Source organism: Labilibaculum sp. (assembly GCF_963664555.1).
Classification (GTDB): domain Bacteria; phylum Bacteroidota; class Bacteroidia; order Bacteroidales; family Marinifilaceae; genus Labilibaculum.
On the sequence record NZ_OY761461.1, the window covers coordinates 3,053,610 to 3,067,662 of the forward strand.

General features: G+C 36.4%; 8 protein-coding genes. 1 reads left to right on the forward strand and 7 read right to left on the reverse strand.

The window, feature by feature from the left end:
* Window positions 1-23: 23 nt before the first annotated feature.
* The gene (locus tag ACKU4N_RS12135) at window positions 24-1,625 is read right to left on the reverse strand and encodes a hypothetical protein (RefSeq protein WP_321316585.1); all 1,602 of its coding nucleotides are present in this window, start codon (window positions 1,623-1,625) and stop codon (window positions 24-26) included.
* Between the two features lie 255 nt (window positions 1,626-1,880).
* On the opposite strand from ACKU4N_RS12135, the gene ACKU4N_RS12140 reads away from it, so the two are divergent.
* Window positions 1,881-2,570, forward strand: a complete 690-nt coding sequence (locus tag ACKU4N_RS12140) for a LuxR C-terminal-related transcriptional regulator (RefSeq protein ID WP_321316586.1) — start codon at window positions 1,881-1,883, stop codon at window positions 2,568-2,570.
* Window positions 2,571-2,587: 17 nt separating this feature from the next.
* On the opposite strand, the gene ACKU4N_RS12145 is transcribed toward ACKU4N_RS12140, so the two are convergent.
* The 6 genes from ACKU4N_RS12145 to ACKU4N_RS12170 all read right to left on the reverse strand — a co-directional run bounded on the left by ACKU4N_RS12145 (window position 2,588) and on the right by ACKU4N_RS12170 (window position 13,993).
* A complete protein-coding gene (locus ACKU4N_RS12145) occupies window positions 2,588-4,933 on the reverse strand; it encodes a TonB-dependent receptor (protein ID WP_321316587.1) in 2,346 nt (781 codons plus the stop codon).
* Window positions 4,934-5,154: 221 nt separating this feature from the next.
* Window positions 5,155-7,956, reverse strand: a complete 2,802-nt coding sequence (locus ACKU4N_RS12150; protein ID WP_321316588.1) for a M16 family metallopeptidase — start codon at window positions 7,954-7,956, stop codon at window positions 5,155-5,157.
* Window positions 7,957-7,999: 43 nt separating this feature from the next.
* A complete protein-coding gene (locus ACKU4N_RS12155; RefSeq protein ID WP_321316589.1) occupies window positions 8,000-8,209 on the reverse strand; it encodes a hypothetical protein in 210 nt (69 codons plus the stop codon).
* Window positions 8,210-8,412: 203 nt separating this feature from the next.
* Window positions 8,413-9,240: a hypothetical protein gene (locus tag ACKU4N_RS12160; RefSeq protein ID WP_321316590.1), complete on the reverse strand. Its 828-nt coding sequence runs from the start codon at window positions 9,238-9,240 to the stop codon at window positions 8,413-8,415.
* 136 nt (window positions 9,241-9,376) lie between these two features.
* Window positions 9,377-11,536, reverse strand: coding sequence for a S46 family peptidase (locus ACKU4N_RS12165; protein WP_321316591.1), 2,160 nt, complete (start codon window positions 11,534-11,536; stop codon window positions 9,377-9,379).
* 99 nt (window positions 11,537-11,635) lie between these two features.
* A complete protein-coding gene (locus ACKU4N_RS12170; protein WP_321316592.1) occupies window positions 11,636-13,993 on the reverse strand; it encodes a zinc-dependent metalloprotease in 2,358 nt (785 codons plus the stop codon).
* Between the last annotated feature and the right edge of the window lie 60 nt (window positions 13,994-14,053).

A 14,053-nucleotide genomic window follows, 5' to 3' on the forward strand; every position in this document is an offset into this window, starting at 1 on the left:
TTATCGAACAACTTAATATAAATTTACCTTCTTCGACCTTTACCACCACCGGAAGATCCTCCATCATCACCATCAGAAACATCATCACCATGTTCAGGTGGCCTCTTACTATGAGATTCTTCTTCTGGCACGAAGTTGAAGGGAGCAAACATTCCCCGTTCAATAACATGATCTACTCCCCAGGTAGGTGTTGACATTTTCCAAACCAAAAATTCTTCATTGTTATGAACCACCTCAAGGGCTTGCACATAATCATCTGCCTGACAAGCAAATCCGAGTGCACCTGAAGTTGGTTGGTCTTCCTTTTGAGTATACCTGTAAATATCAATTGCATCCTGCGTTAATGGTGCATTCCCCATCAATATATCGTGTAAAACCATATTCGGTTCAAGAATTTCAATGTGTGATCCAATTAGCTCACCGGTAACAGGATCGTAATCTCCTACGATAGTCACATAATCCAAAAGTGTTTCCTGAAATTTTTGTCTATTGTATTCAAAACTGGAATAATCTACATAATAACGATATCGGGAATACTGATGTTTATCCGTTTTATCCATCATTCTAATCTCTTGTTCGATAGTAGGCAGAAAGCAATTAGCTATACCTGGCTCATCAATGCCGCCTCCAATAACTTCCGGTACTCCCATAAATAGATTGACAAAGACAATTTCATCAATAATTAGAGTATTTGTTTTATCGGAACCTGCAGAAATGCAGGCGGCTGCCAAATTCATGATTAGTTGATTTGGTGAAGATACTTCAGAATAAGATTTTGCTCCGCCTATCCAATCATTATCAACCCTAAATTGGAAATCAAAGCCACCATAACCATTGTCTTCCTCTATTAAGAATTTTAATCCGTTATCGTCAGCATTACCACTGAATCCGTGCAGCATCAATTCTTTGTAAATGGCCAGATTCTCAAGGGGTGAGTCAATGGGTTTGTCTTCAGCCCCATCTTCTATTGCTGCATCTGTTCGTATCATCATAACTCTTCCGCAAAAATCACGGGTAACATTGGCAACCGTGCCATCACCAAAATTCTTGATGACCTCAGTCAATCTTTTTGAAATAACCGTTGATGGCGACCGAATAATATCTAAACGGCCAAATTCAATTGGCACAACATGAAGTGCCACTTCAGGGAGAACCTCGCCTTCAGCATCATAAAGAGCGATTACATTATCTGCTCCCATAACATAACCATTAACAGGTTCAATTAGGCGGTTTTCTGTTATAGGTACCGGATCAAGATCAGGATCGGTTACCGGCTCATAAGTCACGTATCCATTTTCGTCACGAACTAAAACATCCAGATAAAAAGAACCATTAAGTTTCGGATTCACAACATCAATTATTCCGTAAATCCACTCATCCTGATAATCTACGCGGTAATTCAATTCGTAAAGTATTGGAACCCCGCAGGTATCACGTTCCATTACCCATAGGTCTCCATACAAATCAGCTTGGTCAACATCCGTCTGCTTTCCTCCTTTTTTCAGGACAAGGCTTTCATTTTTCTGATTCGATTCAGGCTCAAGATATTCATCCTGGCAAGCAGTAAAAAAAGTAAATCCTATGATCAATAAGATCACAAGGGGTTCTGCTAAAAATCTTTTCATGATTTAAGGCTTTAAAGTGAAGTTAAATAATTTATTAACAAATAAATAAGAAAGATGATATGATACATTAAGTTAGCTAAAGCAGCAAAAATACTCAATCCTCATTTTGTCCATTTTAAAACCACATAATGATCACTTACAGTCAACAAAAAAACAATTGAAATCATCAGTACAACTAGTTAATTATCAAAATATTGGATGAAATACATGTGCCTTTTAAAAAAAACGCGTAACTTGATTATAGAAATCTAAAACATGCAAAAAAAAAATTCAATTAGCATATTGATATCTTATGACCAATGTATGATTGCTGAAGGCTTTCAGGCAGTCCTCACCAATCATAAGCAATTTCATGTTTATGGACTTAGAAAAAATAAATCTGACCTTACCGATTTTATCAGTTCCAATCAAACAGATTTGTTAATTGTAGAAATCGCAGATATCTCGAAGAATAGCATTCATTACATAAATAAGATACATCGGTCCTTACCTAAATTGAAAATAATAATCATTTCAGGAATTCCTCCCCATGAACTACTAAAGCAACTTGTGAATATTACCAATGGGTACTTGTTAAGAACCTGCTCCTCAGCAAAGTTGTTTCTGGCAATTAAGGAAATTTTTGAATCGGGTAAATATATCTGTTCGCAATTGATTCCAATTCTTTTCAATAATGACCAACCAAGCAATCACAACATTAATTTAACAGTAAGAGAAAAGGAAATACTGTCTCTTTTATTCACAACAAAAGACAATAGTGAAATTGCTAAAAATCTGAACATAAGCCAGACCACCGTACGAACACATCTTAAAAATATCAGGAACAAATTTGGAGATTTTAACCAAATTCAAATGATGAGGTATGCCTGCAATAACGCTTTGCACAAAAATGACTGTATACCTCTTTGCCCTAATTGTAAGTTTTTCTGTAATGAAACTGAATAACTAATTGAATTCTGCAATCAAAAATCAATAACGAAACCAATGGTGGGAATTGACTTCCCCTCTTTTTTGGCCGTCTGAACCAAGTTAGGAGGCTCTATTGTACTTCCCATATTATCTCTTTGAAGAACATATTTGGGGGCTTCCGGTGTATTGCGCATTAGCAGGTTTTGGATTTCGAAAAACAAATCCAGTGAAAGCTTTTTAAAGTTCCATTTTTTGTCGATACGTACATCCAGCTGGCTGAAAATGCCCAAGGATTCTTCTCCCAGCCGACTGTAATCCAAAACAATATCCGGATAACGTGCGGTAGTTTCCTCAATATTTATTGGAACAATTGGTGTTTCGCCCGCAAATCGATATCGTGCACTTACTTCCCAGTTTTTCGGGAGTTTATATCCTCCTGTAAAAGAAACCAAATGCCGGCTGTCCCAAACTGACGGAAGATATTTAGCCCTGTCAAAACCAGTGAATTCACTGTAGAAAAAAGTGTAAGAGAAAATCCCATAAAAGCGATGACTTAGCTTTTGCTGAAACATCAACTCCAAACCATAACTTCTCCCTCTACCAACTGATTCTACCTCTTCATTTCCCAGCACATTAAAATCGGCTCCTTTATTGGCCAATGAAACCTGATCGAGCACTGAAACAGGATAATTTTCGTACCGCTTGTAAAATCCCTCAACACCAACGCTGGAGGCAGGCCCAATAATTCGCTCTAGCCCAATCACATAATGATCACTTTGTGTGTAATTGATATCCTTATTTAAGAACACATCATTTTGCTTATAGCCTAAAATAGTATAGGGCGGTAACTTAAAATACCGACCAACACTTGTTTTGATCTTCCAATCATCGGTAAATTCGTAAGATAAAGCCAATCGTGGAGAGAAGGTGGCAAATAAATCATTGCCTTGAGTAAAACTATCGCCATCGGTTCTAAAACCAAAAGAGAAATCCAGTTTTTGATCGAAAAAAGATTTTGTAGCATTAACAAATAAACCATACTTGATAAAGTCAATTTTTGTATCGTATTGGAATCCTTTATTTATATCGATGGTCTTATTTTCGTAATCGCTTCTCTGAGCATTAAAACCCCCAGCTAATTTCCAATCATTGGCAAAATAAGTAAGACTGTACCGCAATTTGGTTTCCATTTCGCGCGAATCATTCTTAAAATACAAATCCGCCTGATTTTCATTGTCTTTGTATTTTGAAAAATTATTGTCCAATAAATTATTGCTGATGGTCGTTTGCATAAAACCTTTCCTGCTCTTAAAACGGTTCTTCCAGCTAATTCCTATTGTATTGGTTCGTTGTTCAATGAATGGAGTTTGATCTATAGACGACTGCTCATTTTCATCAATAGTTCCAGAAGCATCAATAGCAAAATCGTCAATAGAACCCAATCCAATTAAGTTAACTGTGTTGTACTGATCTATTTTATGAGTGATTTTGTACTGATAATCCCAATAATCGGGACGAATGGGCAAACCAATGAGCTTGAATAAGAATTGTAAATACGATCGACGTGCCGAAATAATATAACTCGTTTTGCTCTCCTTGTTTTTCCCTTTAAAAAGCGGCCCTTCATGAGTTAAAGCTGCTTCGCTGGCACTCAAACGAAAATTGGTATTGTGTTTTATGTTGTTTCCCTCCCGCTGCTCAAACTGAAGCACTCCTGAAAGAGGATTATCATATTGGCTGCCAAAAGCAGAGGTTGCCAAATTCACATTATCAATAAAAGAAACATTTAAAATACCAACAGGACCTCCGGAACTGCCTTGAGTGCTAAAATGGTTGATATTGGGTATCTCCACACCATCCAAATAGTAAACCGATTCATTGGGTGCTCCTCCACGAATAATCAAATCGTTACGAAAACCACCAGGCGAAGGTGATATGCCCGGCAAAGACTGAGCAACACGAACAACATCGTTGTTTCCTCCGGGATAAGTTGCAATTTCTACCGCACTAAAAGTTTGAGCAGAAAGCGGTGTTTCCCTAGGTCTTGTTAGCTTATTTTGATTGGATACGAGTACTTCGGATAAATTTTGACTCTGTTCGATAAGCATAAAATTGTACAATTGATTCCCTACCGATTTCACTTCAATACTATAACGGGTTTGGCTATCATAGCCCAAATAACTAACCACCAGATTGTAAGTATCAGGAATTACATTAACAATCTTATAATATCCATTTTCATCAGTAGTAGCGCCATTAGTGGTATTCTCAAGATATACCGAAGCACCAATTAAAGGAAGATCCGCTTTGTCTTTTACGTATCCGGCAATTTCAGTTTTTACCTGTGAATGGGCCGGAATTGTTATTAACACAAAAAAGAATATAATTAGTTTTTTCATTTCTTAAAAAAATTGCGGATGGTTATCAATCCTTATTATCATAACAAACAAATACTGTACTTTGTTTGCAACCGGCAAAGAATTCCTTTTCCAATGACGATCATAATCCTAAGATATAAGTTTTATCTCAATCCTTCAGAATATGGAAACATTTAGTTAGAATAAAAAAATGAGGACTTCAAAATTAATGAAGCCCTCACTCTATATTCAATTACAATAATTTATTTCTTTTCAGGAGTCATAGTCACTTTCACTACATCGGCTATTTTAAAGATTTTTTTAGCAAATTTCTGTACTTGCTTATCTGTGACTCCTTCAAGCATTTTACAATATTCCTCACCAGTCATAATTTCTTCGCCACTCATTAGGCTGTGAACAAGATTTCCTTGCCAAAAACGATTGGTAATTTCATTTTCGCTTCTTTTTTTGAGCATATTTTGCCTGATGCTTTCCAAATCGGTACTAACTGGCCCTTGTTTTACCAATTGATCCATTTGTTGAATTATAATTGCACTCAGGCGTTCTTCCTTTTGCGGATCGCAATCGAAACTGATTTTAATTTTAAAGTTTTCGTATGGGATTTTTGAAATAGACGGACGAACGGATACGCCATAACTTCCTCCCTCCGATTCCCGAACTGTTTCCAGGTAACGTTTATTTAGCAACTCACAAATCATTTTTACCATCAGGCGATTTTTTGCCGTGTAAGACATTTCCCCATTTAGCTCGTAATATACTGTTGCTTTCGGTGTTTCCATTTCGCGTACAAAAGCATTCTCAAATTTTCCTTTCGGAGCACGAATATCATGGTTTACAAATTTTTCATGAGATGCTTTTGTAGTCAAACTGCCCAAATATTTTTTCAGCAATGGTAAGGCTTTCTTTTCATTTATATTTCCAACAAAAACAAAAGTGAAATCACCTGCATTGGCAAAACGATCACGATAAATAGCCTGAACCTTTTCAAAATCCATTCCTTCCATAAACTTTTCGTTAAAAAGAAGCACACGCGGATGATGATTTGTAGTACTCATACTTACCGAATCCTGAAATGCTTTGCTATTATCAGCTTTTATATTTGTTAATAAGTTCTGATGATATGATCGCTGATTTTCAAAAGCCGATTCATCAAAACGAGGCTGAGAAAAATGAAGCCAAACCAATTGCATCATGGTTTCCAAATCGACTACCGAGCTTGTCGCCTTCATTCCCTCACTGTATGTACCCAAATATGGAGAAACACTTACCAGTTTGCCAGCCAGCTTTTTACGCAACTGAATAGCACTAAATTCACCCAATCCGGAATCGCCAACTAAAGCAACTGCAAAATCGGCAGAAACTAAGTCTGATTGCGGCAAAAGAGAGGTTCCTCCAAAACTAAATGCATTCATACTGATCTCATCTTTGTTAAAATCAGTTGGCAAAAGAATAAAACGAATGCCATTACTCAACACATATCCTTTGGCAGAAGTGTTTTTAATCTGAAAATGACCAGTTAGCTCTCCGCTAACAAGAGAATCTGAAATCAAAGCATTTTCTCCTGCATCATCTTTATAGTCTTCAATATTTGCTTTCGAAACCTGTGAAATAATTTCATCAAAATCTTCTTCTGCAAGATATTCTGTTTCTTCTTTTTCCGGACCAGTTACCGTCATTACTCTATTTTCGCTTGTCAACAAAGTTTTTGCCATGGTATTAATTTCTGCCAAACTAATTTGAGTAATTATTGTTTTAGCTGTCTCGCACTCTACTTCGATGCTGGTAAGTGGTTCTGCCTTTAGAAAATATTGCTGCAGTTTTTTCGCCCACTGATCATTACTGATTTTTGCCCGCTCGATATAGTAACTCTCGTAGCTTCGTAACCATTCTTTTTTAGTGCGTTCCAATTCCGAAGCAGAAAAACCATAACGATTCACTCGTTCAACTTCCATCATCAACTGAGTAAAAGCCTTAGCTGTTTGATTCTCTTTAGGCAAAATGCGTAAATAAAATGCTGAACGAAGACGTCCCAAAGAAGCGAAACCTGCCTGCATGGATAAGTTTGCGGCACTGGTGTCCTGCAGTAACTCGCTAAAACGATTCTTTAACATCGATGAATACAGAGATTGAACAAAATTACTTCTCTGATATTTTTCGTCTTTTTCTTTAAAAATATCCTTTTTGTAGTACAAACTTATCTCCTTGGAATTAGCTTCTTTGTCTTTTGCCCGGCAAAAAAGAGCCTCTTTGTGATTGGGAATCTCTTCATAGAGTCTAGGTGCAGCATTTTCCTGCAAAGGAATGCCTGAAAACAAAGTCTTCACTTTATGCTCCAATTCTTCCACTTCTAAATCTCCAACTACTACAACAGCCTGCAAATCGGGGCGATACCACTTGTGGTAATAATCACGAAGTGTTTGATGCGAAAAATTATTGATCACATCCAAATCGCCAATAACATCGCGCCTGGCATATTTCGATCCATAATAAGTAAAAGGAGATGTTTGATCCATTAATCTCTTTCGTACATTTCTGCGTGTGCGCCACTCTTCACGAATGACTCCCCGCTCCGAATCAATTTCATTTTCGTTCAAGCTAATGTATCCCGACCAATCGTGCAATACAAGCAAACAAGAATCCAGAAGTCCACTGTTGGCAACCGGGACATCACTAATATTATAAACTGTTTCATCCTGAGATGTATAGGCATTGATATTATAACCAAACTTAACACCATACTTTTCCAGATAATTGATGATTTCTTTATCAGGAAAATTTTGTGTTCCATTAAAAGCCATGTGTTCCAGAAAATGAGCCAATCCATTTTGATTATCCTCCTCGAGTATTGCACCTACATTCTGTACAAAATAAAAGCTAGCCCTGTCTTTAGGCTCTTCGTTGTGAAGTATGTAATAACTCATGCCATTTTGCAACTTCCCATAACGTACGTTTTCATTTAAAGGTATTGTAGTTGTATATTGGGCAAAGCCTGCACTAAACTGTAAAATTAGTGCTGCAAACACTATTGCTAATTTATGTATCATCTTCTTATTTTTTGGCGTCGACACTTATCCAGTGTGCCTGAGATTAATCAATATCTTTTATTTTATTTTTCCTTTTAGAGGAACAAAACCAATGTTCCTGGTTAATTGCCTGCCTTTCCTCCATCTTCAAGCCGTCAATCCACTCTATCTTATCGTAAAAAGAGAGATGATCCAATGACTTTATTGGGCATTCCATATTTCTCTCGCCTGCAGGACAAGAGTATAAAATTCCATAAATCGTATAATCACTCATCAATTACTTTTATCTAAATTTTACCTGTTTCTAATTCATTCGCTTAAACAGATTCACATTTCGGCTTACAAAAATAACGCAGAGAAACATCAGTATTTAGCCACTCTACTAACTAAAAAAACCTATGGTTTCTCTGCATTACAACCACTAACTAATAGTTTGATTTTTATATAACACAAGCAAGTTCGCTTAAATGATGCTTCTTACTTGCCGTACAATTGATACAATCTCCATGCGTCCTCCCATGTACGAATATTATATCTTGATTTTTTAGTTGAAAGGTTTGTATTTGTAACAAATTCAGGATTTGTTTTTGCCAATTGCTCATTTAATTTTAGATAAATATTTTTTCCTATCGTAAAAATCGATTCAGAAATTCCAATCTCCTCACCACTCGAAATTGTCAAATAGTAAGTTTGATCTTTCACTTCCACTTTTTCCTTTAATCGATTGAGTCCACATTGCGTCATTTGAGCAACAACCTTCTTTTGCTTGTCTGACAAATGATTCACCTTTTCAAAATCTACATTGATAAAGAAAAAATATTTTGACCGCTCACACTTATGAACTGCAGCAAATAATTCCTTGGCCGAACTCCTGAAAACAAGAACAGAATCCTGATTGTATTTAGCAAACAACCGATCCTTGACTCCTTTTATCACCTCATCTTTAGAAGGACTAACAACCGAATCGCACTTAAGAAACTCCAAAAAATAATACGGACGTTCAAATCCATATTTTATTGATTCTTCTTTTGCTTTTTGGGGTGTTAATATCAAGTTTTTCCCCAACTGATACCAGGAATAGTTATCGGCATAAAACCGATCAACAGCAATCTTTTCAGCTTTTAATCTCTCAAGAGTTTCCTTGCTTCTGTTCGCAATCATTAAAGAATCAAATTCACCAATTGTATAATTGTCAATTTCCGCATCAACATTAGCCTTAAATTTTGCAATATACTGTTCATGATTGTATGAATTACAAGCCGTAAAAAATAAGAGCATTCCAATAACTAATCGTGAACCTTTCATATTTGTATATTTTACTTTATTTCTTGTTACTTTCTCCTTTATTCTTGCAACTTATTCCTTGTCTTCCTTAGACACTGACGGGTTAAAAAAAACGCTGTCAGGTCTTGTTCCTTGGAGCTTGCTCCTTGAATTTTTCTTACTGCCACTCTTCCAATAAAGCATTTGCTTTTAGCTGATGTTCCAACACAAAACGTACGTAACGAATGTCAACCGAAATTTGACGTGTTAACTCAGGCATGAATTTGTAATCGCCAACCAATCCGTTTCCTGCACTATCGAAATTCAGACCAATCAATCTTCCTTTTGCATCTAAAACAGCGCTTCCTGAATTTCCTCCTGTAGTATGACAATTACTAATGAAACAAGTTGAAATTGGATGCTTTGATTCCTTCACCGCTCTTGCACAAGCTTCTGCATATCCACTTGGCACAGCATAAATTTTTGAATCTTTTTTATTCTTTTCAATCAAATCATTTAAACTTGACACAAACGGATATTCTATTCCTTCATCAGTAATTCCTTTAATATTCCCATAGGATACCCGAAGACTACGGTTAGCATCTGCAATCATTTTCTCTCCTTCATTCATTTCCTTTAGTGCTCGCAGGTATTTGCTATGGTAGATTCCGTATTCTTTTCTTATTTCGGTGCGAGGCATCATTACCATATCCTTGTTGATTAAGAAATAACTCAGACACAATTTAAAAACTGGATCGCTCTCTATTTTGCTCACATCTTCCTTAGTGAAATACTTTATGAATTCATTTATCTTTTCTTTTGAGGAAAAAACAGATTCATTAAAAGCTTCATCGATGAACTTATTGAAGTCACCATTGTACTTTTTTCGTGCTTCGACAATTGGCGTTGGCTTGTACTTATCTCCAACATTTTCATCATACAAACGAACGAATTTCTTCAAAAATTTCTTTTCTGTTTCCATATCAAAAGCATTGTAAAAATTCGATATTTCAACACGCAGCTTTCTCAATTCCCTATTCAATTTATCCTCATTCACATTCTTTCTGGAACAAATTGCATTCAGCATATCGAATTTACCGGTAAAAGACACAAAGTTCCCGCCATTAATTCCTGCTTCAAACACATATAAATTCAACTTCTCAATGGTATCCAAACGAGCCACACAAGATTCAATTCCCGGAATAACATCGGCGTATTTCTTCTTTAATTCTTCCGAAGAATTCACCCATGCATCAAACTTCTTTTCTTCCTCTTTCTTCAGGTTCACTAAATCCAACTTCTCAATCCCTTTCGACTCGGCCTTCCAACGCAATAAATTGTTCGATGTTTTTGCCATGATATCAGAATACTTTAACCATAAATCCTCATTCTTACTCATGGCTTCGTTAATGATTTCCATTTTAGCATCGCGAATTTTTATTCCGTGAAGATTTTTCACATCAGCAACTTGCTGAATGGCTTTGGAGGTAAGATATTGCTTTGTGCTACCCGGAAATCCATATACCATAGCAAAATCTCCTTCCTTATACCCTTTTAGCGATAACTCCAAATGATTGACTGGCTGAATTGGCTCATTGGTAATTGAGTATTTCAATGATTCATTGTTGGAATTCCCATAGACTCTTAAAATTGCAAAATCGGCAGATTGACGAGGCCAAACCCAATTATCGGTTTCGCCACCAAATTTCCCCAAAGACAAAGGAGGCATGGCAACAATTCTTACATCATGATAAACTTCGTAAACCTGCAGCAACATTTGGGTTCCACCAAAATACGACTGAATTTTTGCGGTATAATGGTTTCCCTCTTCAGCATTTTGTACAATCTGCTTACCTCTTGCGTTCATGAGCTTACTTTTCTCCGATTCATTGAGATCTTCTGTTTCTTTTAGTAAGTCTTCGCTAACATCCTGCATGCGAACCAATCGGGCAAGAATTAATCCTTTTGCAGGAAGCTCATCTTCTTTAGTTTGCGCATAGAAACCATCTCGTAAATAATTATGCTCCTCGCTGCAGTGTGTATGCAAAAAAGAAACCGCTGTATGATGATTGGTTAACACCAATCCTGTTTCAGAAATAAAAGAACCACTTCCTGAAAAAGCAGTCGGATTATCTTCCCGCGCCAAACCAACAACAGCATCCTTCAAACATATTTTATTTATGTCATATACATCTTCGGCAGAAAGTTTAAAACCTGCCTTTTTCATGTCTTTGATATTGTATTTCTTTAACAAGGAAGGAATCCACATTCCTTCGTCAGCCTTTGCCGAAGCAACAAATAAGACCAGACAAATAATCAATAATTTTAGTCTAAGCATTTTAGTATTTAGTTGTAGGTTTCCAGTTTGGCAAACTAGTAGTCTGCCAATTATCAATAAATATGTTCAGATTTATTATTCTATCCTATGAACATTGTCTTACTGCAAAATATACTTCAGGTATAAAAAATGTTTCTTTACAGATTCATTTCCCTTTTCAGCTTTTTTGTCTACAAGAGTTTCAATCGTGCTTAATTCTGCTTTTATATCAGCCATAACAAGGTTATTAAAAGCGTGTCCTCCATCAATACTATTTTTATCCAACAGTTTTAGCAAAGCTTTTACGTACTCCGATTGCATATTTCTCATCCAATTCGTACTCTGTTTTCTATTGGAAACTTCGAAAAGCTTCTCTGTAATATCGGATAAATACTCACTTATGTGATACGGATCGGAAGACATATTAGAGCATGTAAACATTCGTACCAATACAGCTCTATCTATCAGTCCCATTATCACTTTCCCTTGTGATTGCATGATTTCCTGATCTAATGAACCCATACTTGCAGTAAAATCAGCAGTATTCATCCAATCGTACTGTGTCAGCAATTCATCCATAATAAAGGCAAGCGCTTCCTTTTGTTTTTCTCTGCTTACAGCATCGTATTTTTCGGGATGAGTTTCATTGATTGTATTGTACTCATACATACCGCCCAACATAGCTTCGGCGTGTTTAAAATATTGATTGTATTGCTTTATCACAGCAGCATACATTGTATCCAGGTCACGATCAGAATCATTTTCAGCAGCAGTCCACTCGATCAGATTTTTCATAATCACTTTTGTGTTTGCAACGCCATACTTTCCAGCTTTTACTATATCATTGCCTAAGGATTCAGTCAATACCGATGGATCTAAAGTACCATCGCCCATGCCATTTTTAGTTCCAAACAAATACATATCGTCTTTGCTTCGATCAGCTATCCATTGATTTAGCACAGTTTCCTCATCCTCTGCATTTGATACAGAATAAATTGGTTGATAAGCCCATTTGATAGAAAAATAATCGTAACTACCCAATAAAGGAGGTGTTAAACTCACTCCTTTATCATTTGGTTGAGCAATATAATTGTTTCGGGCGTAATCCATAATAGATGCCGCAGTTCCGTACTTCTTCGTGAAAGTTGCAGAACGCAAAGAATCTACCGGATATGCATAGGATGCTCTGTAATTGTGTTTTAAACCTAAAGTATGTCCGATTTCGTGAGCGGCTGCATAACGAATTAAATCTCCAATCACTTTTTCTTCAATTTTATTTTTATCCCCACGGATCGCTGAATCGTTTGCTGCGGTTTGAGCAAAACGCCATTGATACAATTTTGAAATTACGTTGTGGTAAAACAGTACGTCTCCCTGAATAATTTCACCTGAACGAGGATCTATCCAGGCATTTCCCATTGCATTTGCCTTTTCAGTCGTTACATATCTAAAACAAGAATTTGTAAAATCATTGGCATGAAAAAGACTGTCATTTAAAGGATAATCTTTAGCGATGATCGCATTTTTAAAGCCAATGGCTTCGAATGCCTTTTGCCAGTCTTCAATACCGGCTTTTATATATCCTTTCCATTTTTCAGGAATAGAGTTGTCTACATAAAAAACAATTGGCTTTTTAGGTTCAACCAATTCGCCGTTTTTATGGCGTTCCACATCTTCTTTTTTGGCTTCTAACCTCCATCGTTTAATGTATGTATAGGATTTTGAACCCATGTATTCTGATGATAATTCTTTTTTTACTTCATCGTAGTAACCGATTTGCGGACTTGACAAACGAGCCTGCATAGGTTCTTTGGGAAGCAATACAATTGAGCGGTGCATAGAACACATAAACGAATTACGATTTCCAGTAAATCCCATTTGTGTTACAATTTCAACATTGCCAGCGTATGCCCTTGCATTAATTGTTTTTGTGACTTCACTTATTGCTTTTCCGAGGCTGGTACCTCCAAATGGTGAGATTCCGGGAATTTGAGAATTAAAAAGTTTTGTAACCTCAATTACCGATGCATTATTTTCTAAATTTCTTGCTTCAATTTTAAATTCATGCATTACAGTTTGCATGTTGTTTCGGTCAAACGAAATACTGATTGGATCCTTATCATCCATCTGATTTTCAGTATCCATTAAATGAAGATACACCGACTTATTATCCTGACTAAACCGTACCATCATCGGATTGTGCATCATTTGCCCGGCTACAGCACTTTTAGTCGAGCTCAATTCTTCTATCCTACTGCCAATTAACAAATCTCTGCCCATTATGCTATCAGGAATTTCAAGCCATAGCTTATCATCATTCATGTGAACACTGATAAAACCCTTATGGCTGACATTTGCCATCTTTACAAGGCTCTGATATTTTTTAGCATCTGCAGAGACACTCGATTGTGCCTGAGATGGAATATTTATGGCTAAAATGCCAATAATAAAGAGAAAGGATAATTTGAATCGAAACATTTGTTGTTATTTAAGGATTTTTGGGTTGTTTCTATATTGGGAAAATATGTAAAAGTGACC